Origin of the sequence: Bradyrhizobium sp. (assembly GCF_035484855.1) — a bacterium.
In the GTDB taxonomy this organism is placed as follows: Bacteria; Pseudomonadota; Alphaproteobacteria; order Rhizobiales; family Xanthobacteraceae; genus Bradyrhizobium.
On record NZ_DATHOP010000098.1, the window covers coordinates 1 to 17,662 of the forward strand.

The following is a 17,662-nucleotide window of genomic DNA, read 5'->3' on the forward strand; positions in this document are numbered from 1 at the left end:
ACTCGCGTCTCCGGCGAGATGTACGAAAACAACCCGCCCTGATCCGTAAAACTGCCCCGCATGCGAGCCCCCGACGATTCATGATATACATTGAATCATCAACCGTAGGCCCTGACGAGGGCTTTTTCAGCAGACTGCTAATCCGTGCCGGCCGTATTGAAGCGGGAAAGGTCGCAATCCGGCTCGGCATATCGCGCCCGGCGCAGCCCTTCGCGATCTTCAACAACGGTCGGACGACAACGCGCCTGCCAGGCGGCACGCGCCTCTGCCTCGGCCTTCTGCTCCTCCGCCGTCAGCGGTGCGGCGGCGGGGATGACGCTGCTGCCATTGACGCCGAAATTGGCGGATTGGCTGGGCGCAGCGGGAGCTGCGGCGGCTGCGGCGGCCGCGTCCACGGCCGCTTTGACCTTCGCGGCGGCAGCTGCCGCGGCATCGGCGGCGCGTCCATGATCCATCGCAAATGAATTGTCTTGTGCGGGCGCCGGCGCTTGCGGCGCAGCCGCGGGAACTGGTTGCGCGGCAGGCGTTTGCGCCGGCGCAGTTTGCGCGCCCGCGGTCGTAATACCGGCCGCAATCAAGAGCAAGAGCGCTGGAATGATACGCATTCTTATAAGCCCGCAAAAAGGCGTGAGCCGCCTGCTTCGTTGTTAGCCGGCAAATCTTGACGACGCGTAACCCAGGCTGGTTACCGCGCTTGCAACAAGATGCGTCGAATTCTAACAATGACCGGATCTCCGGCGTCCGCTCTGGCCCGGAGCAGCGCAGGCGGGTCAGGAGAGGAATGCGATGACAGGTCTCGAGGACGACGCCGGCCTTGCCGGCAAGGTCGCCATTGTCAGCGGCGGGGGTGCCGCGGGCGACGGCATCGGCAACGGCCGGGCGGCCGCCATCCTGCTGGCGCGCGCCGGCACCAAGGTGATGGTCGCCGATCTCGATCTCGCTTTGGCGCAACGCACGGTCGACATGATCGAGGCCGAAGGCGGCAGCGCCGCGGCGATCGCCTGCGACATCACCAGGGAATCCGAATGCAAGCGGCTGGTCCAGCAGACCATCAGCCGCTTCGGCCGGCTCGACTTCCTCGACAACAATGTCGGCATCGGCAGCCGCGGCAGCGTCGTCGACGAGAAGCCCGAGGAGTATCGGCGGGTGATGCAGGTCAATGTGGAAACCATGTTCCTGCTGTCGAAATACGCCATCCCCGCGATGATCGAGACCGCCAAAGGCGGCGCAATCGTCAACATCTCCTCGATCTCGGCGCTGCGGCCGCGCGGGCTCACCACCTACACGGTCTCGAAGGCCGCCGTGATCGGACTGACGCAGGCAATGGCGGTCGATCACGGCCGCGACAACATCCGGGTCAACTGCATCTGCCCGGGGCCGATGTACACACCGATGGTCTATGCCCGCGGCAACGGCATGAGCGAGGCGGCGCGTACCCAGCGCGCGCGGGCGTCCGTGCTGAAGACCGAAGGCACCGGCTGGGACATCGGCCAGGCCGTAAGATTCCTGCTCAGCGGTCACGCCCGCTACATCACCGGACAAGTGCTGGTGGTCGATGGCGGCGTCACGCTGCAGGGACCGGAACGGGACTCGCAGGATCGCTAGAGCCGGGACAAGCCCGGGTGTGGCGGGGCTTGCTTACCTAACCTTGTAGTATGTTTTGACCCGCAGTTTGGTCTGATCCCAAAGAGCATTCCACTGGTTCTGCGGCGCTTCTACGGGCGGAGTGCATGCCCCTCCAAGAGCGCATATCGTCCGCTCTAACCCGTAGGCGGTTGGCCACTTATGATCATATTCCTCCGTATTCTTGGATCTTTCAGCAAAGGCCAGCCCTAGGTCAATTTCGGACTGAATTTCGTCAGGATGCGATTTTGCAAATTCCATGTACTCATCTATTCGTCCCTTCCCAGCAAGGACGAAGACACGCTTGAAGAACATCTCGTTGTTCACGATCTCGGTTTGCCCTGAAGGCGAACCGAATCTAAGTGCGTCATACCAGCCCAGAGTCGCGTTCATCACGATTAAAGGCAGAGCTTTGGCAATTCCTTCCCTCGGCGCGTAGAAAAGACCTAGCACGTCCATATTCTCGATGGGTGTTTGAGCAAGCGGATACTTATCATAATTCGTCAGCATCTGGTCGAACGCCGGAGAACTGGCCGCATTTGGCGCAAGCGCATCCTTAATAAGTTTCAACCGCTCTATACGTCGAATTTGCCAAGCTTCGAGTTTGGTTGGAGGCTGCCCGGGAGTTGGCACGCCTTGAGCCAATGCGCTTGCAGCTCCGAGGGATAATCCCAGACTGATCGCCGCAACCACGACGAAGGCCTTGAACTTGCTCGATCTAGCTGTCGGCATGGCGTCCTCGATAGAACCTTTAGGGTAGCTAGCACGTCGTCAACTTCAAATCCTAGTGGCATTGCCGAGAGACGCACGACCGACTGTTTGCATCTGCCATGAGTAGCAAACCGCGCGAATTAGTCTACTCAAGATAGAGCCGACGGCGGCGAGCGTCCTTTCTTACCAACACCGGGCTCCCTCAAACCTCGATGAGCACGCAGGGCGGATCGCAATCGCCTGATTTGTATCGCTGCATGATACACGATGATTGACATATGTATCGTTTGTTGATACAAATGGTCATGATCAAGAGTTTCAGGAACTCTCTGACGGAGGACGCATTCAATGGCGTCGTCCGCAAGGGCTTCCCGGCCGACTTGATCAAGGTTGCCCGCCGCAAGCTGCGTTTCCTGCACGCTACCCATAAGCTGACGGACTTGCGCTCGCCTCCCGGCAATCGGCTCGAAGCTCTCAAGGGTGATCGAGCCGGCCAGTACTCGATCCGCGTGAACGACCAGTTCCGCATCTGTTTTGTTTGGACCCCGGAAGGGCCCGAAGACGTTGAATTGGCGGACTATCACTGACCGCCAACGAAGGGCCGGACTTGGCCTTTACATCAAGGATAACCACGATGGTCAGGAAACTTGCTCCCATGCACCCCGGTGAAGTTCTTCGGGAAGAGTTTTTGCTGCCGCTCGGCCTGTCTCCCGGCGCGTTGGCGAAAGCCTGCGGCGTTCCGCGGACGCGGATCGAGCGATTGTCGAACGAGGCAACCGGAGTGACCGCGGATACGGCGTTGCGCTTGTCGAAGGCCTTCGGCACTTCACCCGAACTCTGGTTGAACCTTCAGACTGATTACGACATTCAAACGGCAAAGCGGCAGATCGGAAAAGAACTCGCAAGAATCGAGCCGATCGCCACGAAAGCGGCCTGAACGATCGGGGACTTCCCGAAAAGCAATCCTATCTTGATGGTTGCCCGCTACATCACCGGACGGGTGCTGGTGGTCGATGGCGGCGTCACGCTGCAAGGTCCGGAACGGGATTCGCAGGATCGTTAGACATCGGCCCGATCGGTGGTTCGTCTACCGCCGCTCATCAAAGAACTCCGATGGCCAGGTGCGCCCCAAGAAGCGCCAATCCTGAAAAGAACCAGCGCCGAAAGGTCGCGGGACGCATCACGCGCAGCAAGTGTTGCCCCGCAATCATTCCGGCCAGAGCGGGGACGAGGGCGAGGAGCGAATATAGACCGGTGCCGAGATTAAGTGTCCCGGCGCTGACCAATGACCCGGCAAGCGCAATGGTGGCGACGGTGAAGGAGAGGCCGAGCGCCTGCATGAACTCTTCGCGCTCGAAGTCGAGCGCCTGAAGGTATGGCACGGCCGGTATCACAAACACACCGGTAGCAGCGCTGATGAATCCCGTTGCGCCGCCGGCAAAAGCGCCCAGCCACCACTCGGCCCAGGCCGGCACATGCGGCACGGTCACATTCATCAAACCAAAAGCTGCGTAAGCGATCAGCGCGATGCCGAGGGCGGCCGATGCCAATGCGGTCTCCGAACCGGCCATCAGACTAGCGCTGGCCCAGGTCCCAAGACATATCGCCAGCTGCATCGGCCAAAGCCGTCGCACCAGGCTCCCAAGGCCGGGCCCGCTCATCATTTGCCAGACGTTCGTTATCAACGCCGGCACGACGATGAGAGCGGCGGCATGGGCGGGAGGCATTGCCAGACTTAGCAGGCCTACTCCGACCGTCGGCAGGGCGAGGCCGGTGACGCCTTTGACCAATCCCGCGAGCAAAAATGCGGCGGCAACGACGACAAGATAGACGATTGGGTTCGACATACCGACAAAGTTGGTTGTCGGTCGAAATGGCGCAACGGGGGATTTTCATAACCCTGGCTTCGCCTGTACCATAGGCAGAGTGGTAACGCGTCGAGGATCTGCGCCGTGCATTTCGATCTTACCGATTTGCGACTGTTCGCCGCCGTCGTGGAGGGAGGCAGCATTACAGTTGGCGCTTCGCGCGCGGGCATCTCTCTGCCGTCGGCAAGCGCACGCATGAAAGGGATGGAGGAGATGCTCGGAACGGCTTTGCTGGAGCGGCATCGTCGAGGCGTGCGGCCGACGCCCGCCGGCCATGCGCTGTTTCATCACGCTCAGCTCGTTTTGGCACAAATGGAGCGACTACGCGGCGATCTGCGCGAGCATGCGCGCGGGGGCGTGCGGGGACACATCAGGTTGATATCAAATACCACTGCGCTGGAAGAATACTTGCCGGATGTTCTCTCGGGCTGGCTTGCAACCAATCCCGGCGTCGATATCGCACTGGAGGAACGCCTCAGTTACGAGATAGCTCCGGCCGTAGCGCAGGGCCACGCCGACATCGGCGTGCTGGTGGCCGCCGACTCGGCCGGCGTCGAGGGACTCGAGACCTTCCCCTTCCGCATTGACAGGCTCGTCGTCATCGTGCCGCGCGGCCATGCGTTGGCGGGGCGGCGCAACATAGCATTCGTCGATCTGCTCGATGAGGAGTTTGTCGGCCTCGTGGCCGGCAGTGCGCTTGCCGAGCATCTCGCATGGCAGTCAACGCGTCTTGGCCGATCTCTGAAACCGCGAATTCGGCTACGAGGACTGGATGCCGTTTGTCGCATGGTGGAGTCTCGTGTGGGGATTGCCGTCGTGCCGGAAACGGCCGCTACGCGCTGTCGGCGAACCATGGCGCTCAGTACGCTTCGACTCACGGACACATGGGCCGTGCGGCAATTGATCGTTTGTGTACGCCGCAAGGAGGCGCTGCCAGCGCATACACGCCGATTGGTCGAGCACCTGGCCGGTACAGCCAAAGCGGATGCGTAATTTGCGAAGCTGGCGGCCACAAAGGGGCCGCGCCCGCGGCGGGCGCGCCAAAGATAAAAAAGACCGGCAATGGTTGGCTTGATCAGAAAGTCAGGCGTCTGTCAGTTCGCGAAGCGCAATCGAAATTCTGTCCGAAGTATACGGCTTTGAAAGGAAGACCCCTCCCTCCGGCAAGTCACCCTCGCGAATAACATATCGACCTGAGGTCGCAATGATCTTGATGGGAGGCCAGCGACCTCGCACTGCAGCCGCCAGCTTCAGGCCATCCATTGAGCCTGGCATCTGAATGTCCGTAAAAATGACGCGAATATCCGAGCGGCTTTCCAATATCGCAATCGCTTCGGCGGCGTTTCCAGCCTCTACGACATCGAACCCCGCTTCCTCTATCATCTCAACCGCGTTCATTCGCAGCAGAAACTCATCCTCGACGAGAAGTACGAGGAGCCGCTTGCTCGTGAGCGTCATGAAATTTCCATCCCTGTGAAGGGAACAAGATAATGACGTCACTATAGTTCCTTGCAATTCATAGTTCCGTTCCAATTCGGTTTGTTGTTGGATCGTTAAACCAACACAGCGGACATGGGACTACCGTTCCTGGATAATGCTCAGCGGAATGTTCACTTCGCAACTCAGGCCATCTGCTTCAAATCTCAATCGAGCCTCGCCCTGCATTTGTCCGGGAAGCGCTTGCTCGATCAATCGAGAGCCGAAGCTTTTTCGGGTTGGCTGTTCAACCGGCGGTCCGCCGCTTTCTTTCCAACGCAGCTTGAACCTGTCGTCCGCAGCAGTCCACAATATGGAAACATAGCCATCAGGTACGGACAGCGCGCCATGTTTCACAGCGTTGGTGCAGAGTTCGTGAATGACCATTGACAGTGAGACAGCCGGACCGGAGGAAACTGCGATGTTCTCGCCGACTATTTCGAATTGATCGAGGCCCTTTGACTGAAAAGCCTTTACTGCGCTTTCAATCAACGTTCGACACCCGGCTCCGGTCCAGCGTTCGCGAACGAGAAGGTCTTGCGCCACCCCCAGGGCATGCAGGCGATCGCCGATAGTATTACCCGCCTCCTCAAGACTTCTCGCCGATTTAAGGCTCTGGGAAGTGATTGCGGAAACGATCGCGAGCGTATTTTTTACTCTATGATGGAGTTCGCCAATTACGACTTCCTGCAGGTTGGTGGCGAGCGTGTGTGCCTGTTCATCAATGCCCGCCTTGGCGAGCAGCTCTTTTAGATAGTCCGGTTCGTCTTCCGGTCGACGCGGTGAGGCTTTGTCCATTTTCTGTCCTGCCATAGGTTTTGCGCCCGCGCGGATGCGGCGCAAAGCGGAAAGCTCTGACGTGGAATTCCGCGAGTGGAATATTGAAGGCTAGTCGGCTGAGTTCTGGATCGGGCTATTCTGGCCGTTTGGGACGCTCAACCGCTTCCGTTGCATCGCGCCTAAATTCATCTACCAACCGCGCAATTTCGAACCTCACCCACCGATGCTGATCGGCAGCAAGCGTTCGGGTTCGCAAATACGCGCGCATGACGCCATCAACAGCACTTATCGGGGTGTCCTAGCTTAACCAAGACTCTCGGTTATGTTCGGTTCCCAACATTAAAAGATATCGCCGCATTCAAGAGGCACGCCGAAGGGAGCGCTCTTTCACGTGCTGTCCGGCCCGACCGCACCAGCTGCCTGCCAGAATTGACGCCGTTGGAATTGCGCGTCTGATCGCGGCGGCGATCATCGAGCGCTATGAGCGGTGAACGACTCTGCCTGCAGGCGTAGCCAACGCCTCATGCCTTGTCCGGCCCGACCCGCACCAGTTGCTTGCCGAAATTGGCGCCCTTCAGGAGCCCCATGAACGCGGCCGGCGCGCTGTCGAGCCCCTCGGTAATGAATTCCTTATGCTTGACCTTGCCCTCGCGCACCCAGGCGGACATGTCGCGCAGGAAATCGCCGTGGCGCGCGGCGAAATCGCTGACGATGAAACCGCGGATCGTGAGGCGCTTGGTCAGCACCGAACGCATCATCGAGGAGGCCCATTTCGGCGCGGTCGCCTCGGTATCGTTGTAATGCGCGATCAGGCCGCAGACGGGAACGCGCGCGAAGGCGTTCAATAGCGGAAACACCGCCTCGAACACCGCGCCGCCGACATTTTCGAAATAGACGTCGATGCCCTTCGGGCAGGCCTCCTTCAGTTTTGCCGCCAGATTCGGATCGCGGTGATCCAGGCAATCATCGAAGCCGAGCTCACTCTTCACATAATCGCATTTGTCCTTGCCGCCGGCGATGCCGACCGCGCGCGCGCCCTTGATTTTTGCGATTTGCCCGACCGCCGAGCCGACCGCGCCGGACGCCGCCGCCACCACGACGGTCTCGCCGCCTTGCGGCTTGCCGATGTCGAGCAGGCCCGTATAGGCGGTCATGCCGGGCATCCCGAGCACGCCGACCGCGGTGGAGATGGGGGCGAGTTTCGGGTCGATCTTTGCAAGACCCTTGCCGTCGGAGAGCGCGTGCGTCTGCCAACCGGCGCGTGACAGCACGATGTCGCCCTTGCCAAAGCCGGGATTGTTCGAGGCGATGACCTCGCACACCGTGCCGCCCTCCATGACGCCGCCGATCGGCACCGGTGTCGCATAGGACGGCCCATCGCTCATGCGCCCGCGCATATAGGGATCGAGCGACAGCCAGATCGTGCGCAGCAGCACCTGCCCTTCGCCCGGCGTCGGCAGCGCGTAGTCCTCGATGCGAAAATCCGATGGCTTGGGCTCGCCGACCGGGCGAGAGACGAGGACGACGCGTTTTGCCTGGGACATAGTGTTCTCCTCCGGTTGTTTTTCGTCATTGCGAGCGCAGCGAAGCAATCCAACTTTTTCTTCGTTGCAAAATGGATTGCTTCGCTTGCGCTCGCAATGACAGTTTTTATTTACGCCGTGATCTTCGCCAGCGCCGCGTCGAAGGCTGCCGCCGCGCTCGGCAGGTCCTTGAAGGCGCGAATTTGCCGGGTCCTGGACGCGTCCGCTTCCGAAGCCTCTGCCTGCGCATCGGAAAACGGCTCGCCGCCCTCGATCATTCCGGCCGGCGCGCTGACATGAAATTCGTGGTGCTCGATCGGCGCGTCCTTGGGCAGCCAGACCCCCAGCGAGACGATGCCGTTGCCGCGCCGGTAAGAGATATAGCGATCGACCGCGACCGTGCCGTCGCGCTGATGTCCGCCGAGTTTTGCGTAACCCTTGGCGTCGAGCAGTTTGTGGGATCGAAATCCCTTCACGCCCTCCGACCTTGCCTTTGCGGTCTCCTCCGACAGATCGTATTTCTCCGCCATCTGTTTGCCGACGGCGGCCAACTGCCCCGACATCTCGTGCTCGAATTCCTTCACCTCGGTACGCGCTTTCGGCGCCTTGCGCGGCTTTGCGGCGTCGCGCTTTTCTATCTCGGCCTGGCATTGCGCGACCACGGAAGCAGCCGACTTGCGTTCCGCATTGACCAGCAGATTCTTCAGATCCTGATCCGACAGCGCGGCGATCCGTTCGTCCGACCAATCGACCATGATGACCTACTTCCTGTTTGAATTTTGCTGAAAGGATTCTCAGGCATCGCGGCTGCCATTCGCGGGGCCGTTCGGCACTGCGGCGACTGGCAGCCCGGACAATACCGCGTTTTGCCCGCACCGTGGCGGTCAATTTGAGCCGGAAAACTACACCCCGCCCGGATAGTTCGGGCTTTCCCGCGTGATGGTGACGTCGTGGACGTGGCTCTCGCGCAGGCCCGCGCCGGTGATACGCACGAACCGCGCCTTGTCGTGGAACTCGGTCAGGTTCCTGGCGCCGACATAGCCCATCGCCGCGCGCAAGCCGCCGGCAAGCTGATGCATGACATTGCCGACCGGACCCTTGTAGGGCACCTGGCCCTCGATTCCCTCCGGCACCAGTTTCAGGGTATCCTTGATGTCCTGCTGAAAATAACGGTCGGCGGAGCCGCGCGCCATCGCGCCGACCGAACCCATGCCGCGATAGGCCTTGTAGGAACGGCCCTGCCACAGAAACACTTCGCCCGGGGTCTCGTCGGTGCCGGCGAGCAGCGAGCCGACCATCGCGATGTCGGCGCCGGCGGCGAGCGCCTTGGCCAGGTCGCCGGAATATTTGATGCCGCCATCGGCAATCACCGGCACGTCGGCCTTCCTGGCGGCTTCGACCGCATCCATGATCGCGGTCAGCTGCGGCACGCCGACGCCGGCGACAATGCGCGTGGTGCAGATCGAGCCGGGACCGATGCCGACCTTGATCGCGTCCGCGCCGGCATCGATCAGCGCCTGCGCGCCCTCTTGGGTGGCGATGTTGCCGGCAATCACCTGCACGGCATTGGAAAGACGCTTGATGCGGTTGACGGCCTCCAGCACCCGCGAGGAATGGCCGTGCGCGGTGTCGACCACGATCAGGTCGACGCCGGCATCGATCAGCTGCTCGGTGCGCTCAAAACCGCCCTCGCCGACCGTGGTCGCGGCCGCGACCCGTAGCCGCCCCTGCGCGTCCTTGGAGGCGAGCGGATGGGCGACCGCCTTTTCCATGTCCTTGACCGTGATCAACCCGACGCAGCGATACTGGTCGTCGACCACGAGCAGTTTCTCGATGCGGTGCTTGTGCAGCATCCGCTTCGCCTCGTCCTGATCGACGCCTTCGCGCACGGTGACGAGGTTTTCATGCGTCATCAATTCCGAAACTTTTTGCCTGGGATCGGTCGCAAACCGCACGTCGCGGTTGGTGAGGATGCCGACCAGCTTGCCCGGTATGCCCTTGGCCGCGCCGGTGACCACCGGAATGCCGGAGAAACCATGGGCGCTCATCAGCGCCAGCGCGTCCGACAGCATCGCGTCGGGACCGATGGTCAAGGGATTGACCACCATTCCCGATTCATACTTCTTGACCTGCCGCACCTGGGCGGCCTGGCCCTCGACGTCGAAATTGCGGTGGATGACGCCGATGCCGCCGGCCTGCGCCATGGCGATCGCCATCCGCGCCTCGGTGACGGTATCCATCGCTGAGGCGATGATCGGAATGTTGAGCGCGATCGAGCGGGTGACGCGGGAGCGGATATCGGCCTCCGACGGCAGGATATCGGATAGCCCCGGCTGCAGAAGCACATCGTCGAACGTATAGGCTTCGCGAATCCCCTGAAGTCCCTGCATGACGGCCATTACCAACTCCATTCGGCGGCTCGATCGCCGCGATACGACCTCGGGATGAACGGGACCCTCGGCGACACTTTTGGTATCGCCGTCGAATCAAAGCCCATCGGTAGGGTTGGCGGTGGTCGATAGCATGGCGGACGGGCGAATCAAAGCGCTTGCCAGCCATGCACAGGCTTTTCGTGATCAGCGCGGATAACCCGGCGGCGTGTCACGCAGGATTTAGGAGGTTTTGCTGGTTCCGCAATAGCCGACGCCGGCGCTGTAGGCCCCGGCGCGCGTTGCAGCCGCCGCGAGGGATCCTATTCGATCAAAAGGTCCATCGGGACGCCCAGCGCACGGGCTATTTTCTTCTGCAATTCGGCAGGCCCTTTGCGCCGGCCGGTTTCGATCTCGGACAGATAGTTCTGGCTAATGCCGACCGCCACGGCGAGTTCGCCCTGGATCATGCCGCGCCATTCACGGATCACGCGCACCGCGTTGCCCCCGTCGGCGAGGCGATCGGCCACGGATTTTGGCAGCACGACTTCGCGGCCTTCCTTGAGGGCACGCGTGGAGTTGCGGACGATCCGGCTCGCGGCGGCATCTTCCTTCGCCTCACCGGCCAGAGCGACGAGCCGGTCATATTCGGTGCGCGGCAGTACGGCGAGATCGTCTCCACTGGGCGTGTGGATGAACTGGACATTGCTTTTTACGGTGGCGGCTTTTGCCATAGCGTCCTCTCAGTCGTAGATGTCGCGGCGATTTCCGACCGCGTGAATTGTGATGGTGTTGCCTTTGATTGTGAACAACACGCGCCAATCTCCAGCGCGCAACCGCATTCCGGCTATACCTTTAAGCGCCTTCACGTCACCGACACCGGTTTCTGCGAACGCCTTCAGTTTGAGGTCGATCTGCGCGCGCGTGGCGGCGGTAAGTTTGCGCCATTGGCGGACAGCGGCGGAGGTAAATGCGATCTCTTTCACCGACCGGTGATCGCACAATGCGATAAAATGGTCAAGTAAATGAGTCGCATAATGCGATATATTGTCGGACCCCGGGGGCGCGGCGGTGCAGACTGCATTGAACGCAGAGCGTCACGCAAGATTAGACCTTGCGCCGCGTTCGGCAATGGCCTCTGTGACAACGGAATGATACAGCCCTGCTCCCGTTCTCTCTTCCCCCTCTTTTCCGAATCTCCATGAACAAAGAACGCCTGATCCCGCTCATCGTGGCCACCGCGCTATTCATGGAGAACATGGACTCGACGGTCATCTCGACCTCGCTGCCGGCGATCGCGGCCGATATCGGCACCAGCCCGCTGACGTTGAAACTCGCCATCACCTCGTACCTGCTGTCGCTTGCGGTGTTCATTCCCGCCAGCGGCTGGACCGCCGATCGCTTCGGCCCGCGGATGGTGTTCAGCCTCGCGGTCGGCGTGTTCATGGCGGGCTCGATCGGCTGCGCGCTGTCCTCCTCCGTCACCGGTTTCGTGATCGCGCGGATCGTGCAGGGCCTCGGCGGCGCGATGATGACGCCGGTCGGCCGTCTCGTGCTGCTGCGCTCGATCGACAAGAGCGCACTCGTCAATGCGATGGCCTGGGTCACGGTGCCGGCGCTGGTCGGGCCGGTGCTGGGGCCGCCGCTCGGCGGCTTCATCACCACCTATCTGACCTGGCACTGGATCTTCCTGATCAACATCCCGATCGGGCTGGTCGGGATCGTGATGGCGCTGCGCTACATCGATCCGATCAAGAGCGAGGATCCCGAGCGCTTCGATCTCTATGGCCTTCTGCTGGCCGGCGTCGGGCTTGGCGGCATCTCGTTCGGACTTTCGGTCGCGGGGCTCAACTTGCTGCCGTGGACCGTGGTCATCGCGCTGGTCGGGATCGGCAGCATTTCGATGACGCTTTACGTGATCCACGCCCGGCGGACCGCTTCCCCGGTGCTGGATTTCGCGCTGCTGCGGCTGCCGACGATGCGCGCCAGCATTATCGGCGGCTTCCTGTTCCGGCTCGGCATCGGTTCGCTGCCGTTCCTGCTGCCCTTGTTGCTGCAGGTCGGATTCGGCCTGACGCCGCTGAACTCGGGGCTCGTGACATTTGCTTCCGCCGCCGGCGCCATGGGCATGAAGACGCTGGCCGCGCGCATCATCCGGACCTTCGGATTCCGAAGCATCATGACCGTCAATGCGGCGGTGAGTTCGGTCTTTCTGGCGGCCTGCGGGCTGTTCACCATCCAGACACCGCTGTTGCTGATCATGATCCTGCTGGTGGTCGGCGGCTTCTTCCGTTCGCTGCAATTCACCGCGATCAACACGCTGGCCTATGCGGAGGTCGACCCCGCGCGGATGAGCCGCGCCACCACGCTGGTCAGCGTCAACCAGCAACTGGCGGTGTCCGCCGGCGTCGCCGTCGGCGCGTTCTGCGTGGAATCGACGATGTGGTTCCACCATGCGACCGAGCTGAACGCCAGTTACTTCGCGCCGGCCTTCATCGTGGTCTCGGTGATCTCGACGATCTCGGCCTATTTCTTCTACGAGATGCCCGCCGATGCCGGCCACCAGGTTTCGGGGCGCGGCGTCATCGTCATCCCATCGCCGGAGCGCGACGCCGAGCCGGAAGAAACCGCCGCCACCGAAACCGCCAATGCGCGGGATCAGCGGCTGGGTTAGACATTGCCGTAATTATCTACACGTTCGTCATGCCCGGCCTTGTGCCGGGCATCCACGTGTTTCGTGATGGTGCGCCAAGATAAGACGAGGATGGCCGGGACATTTGGCGCGAAGACGCGCTTCTGCCCAGCCATGACGAATTGAGAGCGGCACTACGCTTCGGGCATATTATTCCGTATACCGCGAAATCCCATCGCCAGCACATAGCGCTCGGAGGAATCCTGCCGGCTGGAGGCCGGCTTGACGTGCTTGACGGTGGCATAATCGCGCTTGAGTTCTGCCATCAGCGCGGCATCGGCACCGCTCTGAAACACTTTTGCGACAAACGTGCCGCCGGGATTCAAGACGTCGGCGGCAAAGGCGACCGCGCCTTCGACGAGGCCCAGGATGCGCAGCTGATCGGTCTTGCGGTGGCCGGTGGTATTGCCGGCCATGTCGGACAAGACGACGTCGGCGCGCCCGCCCATCATCGCCAGCAACTTTTCCGGCGCGTCCTGTTTCAGGAAATCGAGCTGCGCAAAGCTGACGCCCGGAATCTCCGGCATCGGCAACAGATCGATCGCAACCACCTTGCCCTTGCCGTCGGCGGCGCCAACGCGTTTGGCCGCGATCTGGCTCCAGCCGCCGGGGGCGGCGCCGAGATCGACCACGGTGAGGCCGACTTTAAGGAAATGGTGCTTGTCGTCGATTTCAAGCAGTTTATAGGCCGCGCGCGAGCGATAGCCGTCGCGCTTGGCTTGCGCCACATAGGGATCGTTGAGCTGCCGCTCCAGCCAGAGCTTTGAGGACAGCTTGCGCTTGCCGCCGGTCTTGACCGTGACGTGCAGCCGCCCGGTAGTGTCTTTCGCCATGGTCAGGGCTCTAGCACATCGTGGGCCTTCGCGCCTATCGGCATCCGCCGATGGCGCCGTCCTCGCGCATCATCTCGACCAGCATGCCCTCGCGCAGGCCCCGGTCGGCGACGCGCAGCCGCGGCAGCGGGAACGCGTCGCGGATCGCATCGAGAATGGCGCAACCCGCCAGCACCAGGTCGGCGCGCTCGACGCTGATGCAATTGTTGCTGGCGCGCTGCTGGTAGCTCATACCAAGCAGACGCGCGATCACGGCGGTGATGTCGGCATCCTCCAGCCAGACGCCGTCGATGCGGCGGCGATCATAGCGCGCGAGATTGAGATGGATGCCGGCCAGCGTCGTCACCGTGCCGGAGGTGCCGAGCAGATGCATGTCTGCAAGGTCGCCACCGTGCTCGGCCGCGAACGGGGCGACGTGCTGCGCGACTTGCTCGACCATTCCCGCATAGGATTGCGGGGTGACGTCCTTGCCGCCGAAATGTTCGGCAAGCGTCACGACGCCGAGCGGGATCGACATCCACGCCTTGATGCGCGGTGCCGCGTTGGCCTCGGCCGGATCGCGTTCGATCCGCACCAGTTCGGTCGAGCCGCCGCCGATGTCGAACAGGATGGCACCCCGCCCCTTCGGGTCGAGCAGCGGCGAGCAACCGATCACCGCAAGCGCTGCTTCGGTTTCGCGATCGATCACCTCCAGCCGGATGCCGGTCTCGGCGGCGACGCGCTCCCTGAAACCATCGGCGTTGGAAGCAGCACGGCACGCCTCGGTCGCAATCAGCCGCAGCCGCTTGGCCTTCCTGGACTGGATCTTGTCGCGGCAGATGCTGAGCGCGGCAATGGCGCGCTCGATGGCGGCTTCGCTGATGCAGCCGGTCGCCGAGATGCCCTCCCCCAGCCGGATGATCCGCGAGAAGGAATCGACCACGCGGAACCCGTCGCCGGTCGGGCAGGCGATCAAGAGCCGGCAATTATTGGTGCCGAGGTCGAGCGCGGCATAGACGCCGGATGCCTCGGCCGGCGGATTGCCAGCGCCCGGCACACGGATGCCGCCTGCCGCGACTAATCGCTCCGGGCTTCCGCGCGGCCCGAGGCCATCGCGAAGCCGCGTATCATCGTTCATTCAAAAAGTCTTTCCGCTGGCCCTCGGGCCGACGAGGAATTTCCCGTTCACGGAAACTTTAGCAGTGCGCAGGCGCGGCGCAACAGCCGTTGACATAGGACCATGCCCAATCAGGCGTTGTCGTTCGGATACGGGTGCTTTATCTGAGGTCCGGACGCGAAATCGCGTCGAAAGCCGGGCATTTCAGGGATTTTTCGATGCAAGACCACGCCTCTCCATCCTCTCTGGAAAATGCTATCGCACTGCAAAAATACGGTGTCGGCCAGCCCGTCCGCCGCAAGGAGGACGACACGCTGGTTCGGGGAAAAGGCAAATACACCGACGACTTCAACCTGCCCGGCCAGGCCTATGCCTGGATCGTGCGCTCCAGCCATGCCCACGGCATCATCAGGAGCATCGACGTCTCGGCCGCCAAGGCGATGCCGGGCGTGCTCGGGGTGTGGAGTGGAACCGACCTCGCGGCGGCCAATTACGGTCCCTATACCTGCGGCCTGCCGCTGAAGAGCCGCGACGGCACGCCGCTCCTGCAGACCAACCGCACCGCACTGATGACCGACAAGGTGCGCTATGTCGGTGATCCCATAGCGTTCGTGGTCGCCGAGACGCTGGCGCAGGCGCGCGACGCCGGCGAAGCCATCGCGATCGACATCGATCCCCTGCCTGCCGTCACCGACCCCACTGAGGCTGCAAAGCCCGGCGCGCCGCAGCTCTACGATCACATCCCCAACAACGTGGCGCTGGACTATCACTATGGCGACGCCGCCAAGGTCGAGGCGGCGTTTGCCGCCGCCGCCCATGTGACGAAGCTCGACATGACCAACACCCGCATCGCGGTGGTGGCGATGGAGCCGCGCGCGGCGCTCGCCTCCTATGACAAGTCGAGCGAGCGCTACACCATCCAGGTTCCGACCCAGGGCGTCTCCGGCAACCGGCAAAACCTCGCCAAGAACATTTTGAAGGTGCCGAACGAGAAGGTGCATCTGCTGACCGCCAATGTCGGCGGCTCCTTCGGCATGAAGAACATCAACTACCCCGAATATGTCTGCATCCTGCATGCGGCCAAGACGCTGGGCCGCCCGGTGAAATGGACCGACGAGCGCTCGACCAGTTTTCTTTCCGACAGCCACGGCCGTGCCGGACAGATCCATGGCGAGCTGGCGCTCGACGCCGAGGGCAAATTCCTCGCGGTCAAGATCTCCGGCTACGGCAATCTCGGCGCCTACATCACCGGTGTCGCGCCAAGCCCGCTCTCGCTCAATGTCGGCAAGAACCTGGCCAGCGTCTACCGCACGCCGCTGATGACCGTCGACATCAAGACCGTGTTGACCAACACCACCTTGATGGGCGCCTATCGCGGCGCCGGCCGTCCCGAAGCCAATTACTACATGGAGCGGCTGATCGACCGCGCCGCCGACGAGATGGGCATCAACCGGCTGACGCTGCGCAAGCGCAATTTCATCAGGCCGCAACAGATGCCGTTTGCCGCCGCCTCCGGCGTCACCTATGACAGCGGCGATTTCCAGGGCGTCCTCAACAAGGCGCTGGAGATTTCCGACCATGCGAACTTTGCCAAGCGCAAGAAGGAGAGCAGGAAGCGCGGCAAGCTGCGCGGCATTGCGGTCGGCTCCTATCTCGAGGTCACGGCGCCGCCGAGCGGCGAACTCGGCAAGATCACTTTCGAGCCGGACGGTTCGGTGAAACTGACCACCGGCACGCTCGATTACGGCCAGGGCCATGCCACGCCGTTTTCGCAGGTGTTGTCGGCGCAGCTCGGCGTTCCCTTCGAGAAGATCACGCTGGAACAGAACGACAGCGACCTCGTGCGGTTCGGCAACGGCACCGGCGGCTCGCGCTCGATCACCGCGACCGGGTCGGCGATCGTCGAATCCTCGGCGCTCGTGGTCGCCAAGGGCAAGCGGGCGGCGGCCCATCTGCTGGAGGCCGCCGAGGGCGACATCGAATTTGCCAATGGCCGTTTCACCATCGCCGGCACCGATCGCAGCATCGGCATCATGGAGCTCGCCGAGCGCCTGCGCGAGGGCAAGATGCCCGAGGGCATGCCCTCATCGCTCGATGTCGACCACAACACCGACACTACGCCCTCGACTTTCCCCAACGGCTGCCATGTCGCCGAAGTCGAGATCGACCCCGAAACCGGCATCGTCAGAATCGTGCGCTATACCGCCGTCAATGACTTCGGCACCATCGTCAATCCCTTGCTGGTCGCCGGCCAACTGCATGGCGGCGTCGCGCAGGGCATCGGGCAGGCGCTGATGGAATGCGTCAGTTATGATTCAAGCGGCCAGCCGATCACCGGCTCGTTCATGGACTATGCGCTGCCGCGCGCCGAGGATATCCCCACGATGGAAATCGGCGATCATCCCTCGCCGGCCAAGTCCAATCCGCTGGGCACCAAGGGCTGCGGCGAAGCCGGTTGCGCCGGCAGCCTGGTCTGCATCGTCAACGCGGTGCTCGATGCGCTCTCCGACCACGGCATCACCCATATCGACATGCCGCTGACGCCGGAACGGGTGTGGCGGGCGATACGGGATGCGAAGACGAAGGCGGCGTAGATCGGCGATCGCGCCGCGACATTTCCCCGCACCCAATAACTGTCATTGCCCGCTCGACCGGGTGACCCATTATTCCAGAGCTGGTTGTGCCGTGATG

Annotated in this window: 18 protein-coding genes; 6 read left to right on the forward strand and 12 right to left on the reverse strand. The window is 62.2% G+C overall.

Going from position 1 to position 17,662, the window contains the following annotated elements:
- Nucleotides 1-137 precede the first annotated feature (137 nt).
- Entirely contained in the window at nt 138-605 is a 468-nt protein-coding gene (locus tag VK804_RS11500) for a hypothetical protein (RefSeq protein ID WP_325370933.1), read from the reverse strand.
- 181 nt (nt 606-786) lie between these two features.
- Between VK804_RS11500 and VK804_RS11505 the strand changes: the two genes are divergently transcribed.
- Complete coding sequence (locus tag VK804_RS11505) at nt 787-1,605, forward strand: SDR family NAD(P)-dependent oxidoreductase (protein ID WP_325370934.1); 819 nt, start codon at nt 787-789, stop codon at nt 1,603-1,605.
- A 33-nt stretch (nt 1,606-1,638) separates the two neighbouring features.
- On the opposite strand, the gene VK804_RS11510 is transcribed toward VK804_RS11505, so the two are convergent.
- Nucleotides 1,639-2,355, reverse strand: coding sequence for a hypothetical protein (locus VK804_RS11510; protein ID WP_325370935.1), 717 nt, complete (start codon nt 2,353-2,355; stop codon nt 1,639-1,641).
- A 284-nt stretch (nt 2,356-2,639) separates the two neighbouring features.
- On the opposite strand from VK804_RS11510, the gene VK804_RS11515 reads away from it, so the two are divergent.
- Both VK804_RS11515 and VK804_RS11520 read left to right on the forward strand, forming a co-directional pair.
- Nucleotides 2,640-2,921 carry a type II toxin-antitoxin system RelE/ParE family toxin gene (locus tag VK804_RS11515; RefSeq protein ID WP_325370936.1) on the forward strand — a complete coding sequence of 94 codons (282 nt, stop codon included), beginning with the start codon at nt 2,640-2,642 and terminating at the stop codon, nt 2,919-2,921.
- 47 nt (nt 2,922-2,968) lie between these two features.
- Complete coding sequence (locus tag VK804_RS11520; RefSeq protein ID WP_325370937.1) at nt 2,969-3,271, forward strand: HigA family addiction module antitoxin; 303 nt, start codon at nt 2,969-2,971, stop codon at nt 3,269-3,271.
- Between the two features lie 163 nt (nt 3,272-3,434).
- On the opposite strand, the gene VK804_RS11525 is transcribed toward VK804_RS11520, so the two are convergent.
- Nucleotides 3,435-4,181 (reverse strand): sulfite exporter TauE/SafE family protein, encoded by a 747-nt coding sequence (locus VK804_RS11525; RefSeq protein WP_325370938.1) that lies wholly within the window; start codon nt 4,179-4,181, stop codon nt 3,435-3,437.
- 105 nt (nt 4,182-4,286) lie between these two features.
- On the opposite strand from VK804_RS11525, the gene VK804_RS11530 reads away from it, so the two are divergent.
- Nucleotides 4,287-5,195 (forward strand): LysR family transcriptional regulator, encoded by a 909-nt coding sequence (locus VK804_RS11530; protein WP_325370939.1) that lies wholly within the window; start codon nt 4,287-4,289, stop codon nt 5,193-5,195.
- A 90-nt stretch (nt 5,196-5,285) separates the two neighbouring features.
- Here the strand turns inward: VK804_RS11530 and VK804_RS11535 are convergent, their stop codons facing one another.
- The 7 genes from VK804_RS11535 to VK804_RS11565 all read right to left on the reverse strand — a co-directional run bounded on the left by VK804_RS11535 (nt 5,286) and on the right by VK804_RS11565 (nt 11,336).
- The gene (locus VK804_RS11535; protein ID WP_325370940.1) at nt 5,286-5,660 is read right to left on the reverse strand and encodes a response regulator; all 375 of its coding nucleotides are present in this window, start codon (nt 5,658-5,660) and stop codon (nt 5,286-5,288) included.
- 120 nt (nt 5,661-5,780) lie between these two features.
- A complete protein-coding gene (locus VK804_RS11540; protein WP_325370941.1) occupies nt 5,781-6,476 on the reverse strand; it encodes a sensor histidine kinase in 696 nt (231 codons plus the stop codon).
- Between the two features lie 503 nt (nt 6,477-6,979).
- The gene (locus VK804_RS11545) at nt 6,980-8,002 is read right to left on the reverse strand and encodes an NADP-dependent oxidoreductase (protein WP_325370942.1); all 1,023 of its coding nucleotides are present in this window, start codon (nt 8,000-8,002) and stop codon (nt 6,980-6,982) included.
- Nucleotides 8,003-8,112: 110 nt separating this feature from the next.
- Entirely contained in the window at nt 8,113-8,736 is a 624-nt protein-coding gene (locus VK804_RS11550) for a hypothetical protein (RefSeq protein ID WP_325370943.1), read from the reverse strand.
- A 147-nt stretch (nt 8,737-8,883) separates the two neighbouring features.
- On the reverse strand, nt 8,884-10,380 hold the full coding sequence (gene guaB, locus VK804_RS11555) for an IMP dehydrogenase (protein ID WP_414642759.1): 1,497 nt from the start codon (nt 10,378-10,380) through the stop codon (nt 8,884-8,886).
- 293 nt (nt 10,381-10,673) lie between these two features.
- Nucleotides 10,674-11,084 (reverse strand): helix-turn-helix transcriptional regulator, encoded by a 411-nt coding sequence (locus VK804_RS11560; RefSeq protein ID WP_325370944.1) that lies wholly within the window; start codon nt 11,082-11,084, stop codon nt 10,674-10,676.
- Nucleotides 11,085-11,093: 9 nt separating this feature from the next.
- Nucleotides 11,094-11,336, reverse strand: coding sequence for a type II toxin-antitoxin system RelE/ParE family toxin (locus VK804_RS11565; protein ID WP_325370945.1), 243 nt, complete (start codon nt 11,334-11,336; stop codon nt 11,094-11,096).
- A 215-nt stretch (nt 11,337-11,551) separates the two neighbouring features.
- Here VK804_RS11565 and VK804_RS11570 point away from each other — a divergent pair, with 215 nt between their 5' ends.
- Nucleotides 11,552-13,024: an MDR family MFS transporter gene (locus VK804_RS11570; RefSeq protein WP_325370946.1), complete on the forward strand. Its 1,473-nt coding sequence runs from the start codon at nt 11,552-11,554 to the stop codon at nt 13,022-13,024.
- A gap of 152 nt (nt 13,025-13,176) precedes the next feature.
- On the opposite strand, the gene VK804_RS11575 is transcribed toward VK804_RS11570, so the two are convergent.
- Both VK804_RS11575 and VK804_RS11580 read right to left on the reverse strand, forming a co-directional pair.
- Nucleotides 13,177-13,875 carry an RlmE family RNA methyltransferase gene (locus VK804_RS11575; RefSeq protein WP_325370947.1) on the reverse strand — a complete coding sequence of 233 codons (699 nt, stop codon included), beginning with the start codon at nt 13,873-13,875 and terminating at the stop codon, nt 13,177-13,179.
- 34 nt (nt 13,876-13,909) lie between these two features.
- A complete protein-coding gene (locus VK804_RS11580; RefSeq protein WP_325370948.1) occupies nt 13,910-14,992 on the reverse strand; it encodes a Ppx/GppA phosphatase family protein in 1,083 nt (360 codons plus the stop codon).
- Nucleotides 14,993-15,189: 197 nt separating this feature from the next.
- On the opposite strand from VK804_RS11580, the gene VK804_RS11585 reads away from it, so the two are divergent.
- Nucleotides 15,190-17,565: a xanthine dehydrogenase family protein molybdopterin-binding subunit gene (locus VK804_RS11585; RefSeq protein ID WP_325370949.1), complete on the forward strand. Its 2,376-nt coding sequence runs from the start codon at nt 15,190-15,192 to the stop codon at nt 17,563-17,565.
- Nucleotides 17,566-17,662: the final 97 nt, after the last annotated feature.

Bases quoted from the DNA above. Each gene is read 5' to 3' on its own strand.
- VK804_RS11500 (WP_325370933.1), bottom strand. From the start codon at position 605: ATGCGTATCATTCCAGCGCTCTTGCTCTTGATTGCGGCCGGTATTACG.
- VK804_RS11505 (WP_325370934.1), top strand. From the start codon at position 787: ATGACAGGTCTCGAGGACGACGCCGGCCTTGCCGGCAAGGTCGCCATT.
- VK804_RS11510 (WP_325370935.1), bottom strand. From the start codon at position 2,355: ATGCCGACAGCTAGATCGAGCAAGTTCAAGGCCTTCGTCGTGGTTGCG.
- VK804_RS11515 (WP_325370936.1), top strand. From the start codon at position 2,640: ATGATCAAGAGTTTCAGGAACTCTCTGACGGAGGACGCATTCAATGGC.
- VK804_RS11520 (WP_325370937.1), top strand. From the start codon at position 2,969: ATGGTCAGGAAACTTGCTCCCATGCACCCCGGTGAAGTTCTTCGGGAA.
- VK804_RS11525 (WP_325370938.1), bottom strand. From the start codon at position 4,181: ATGTCGAACCCAATCGTCTATCTTGTCGTCGTTGCCGCCGCATTTTTG.
- VK804_RS11535 (WP_325370940.1), bottom strand. From the start codon at position 5,660: ATGACGCTCACGAGCAAGCGGCTCCTCGTACTTCTCGTCGAGGATGAG.
- VK804_RS11540 (WP_325370941.1), bottom strand. From the start codon at position 6,476: ATGGACAAAGCCTCACCGCGTCGACCGGAAGACGAACCGGACTATCTA.
- VK804_RS11545 (WP_325370942.1), bottom strand. From the start codon at position 8,002: ATGTCCCAGGCAAAACGCGTCGTCCTCGTCTCTCGCCCGGTCGGCGAG.
- VK804_RS11550 (WP_325370943.1), bottom strand. From the start codon at position 8,736: ATGGTCGATTGGTCGGACGAACGGATCGCCGCGCTGTCGGATCAGGAT.
- guaB (WP_414642759.1), bottom strand. From the start codon at position 10,380: ATGGCCGTCATGCAGGGACTTCAGGGGATTCGCGAAGCCTATACGTTC.
- VK804_RS11560 (WP_325370944.1), bottom strand. From the start codon at position 11,084: ATGGCAAAAGCCGCCACCGTAAAAAGCAATGTCCAGTTCATCCACACG.
- VK804_RS11570 (WP_325370946.1), top strand. From the start codon at position 11,552: ATGAACAAAGAACGCCTGATCCCGCTCATCGTGGCCACCGCGCTATTC.
- VK804_RS11575 (WP_325370947.1), bottom strand. From the start codon at position 13,875: ATGGCGAAAGACACTACCGGGCGGCTGCACGTCACGGTCAAGACCGGC.
- VK804_RS11580 (WP_325370948.1), bottom strand. From the start codon at position 14,992: ATGAACGATGATACGCGGCTTCGCGATGGCCTCGGGCCGCGCGGAAGC.
- VK804_RS11585 (WP_325370949.1), top strand. From the start codon at position 15,190: ATGCAAGACCACGCCTCTCCATCCTCTCTGGAAAATGCTATCGCACTG.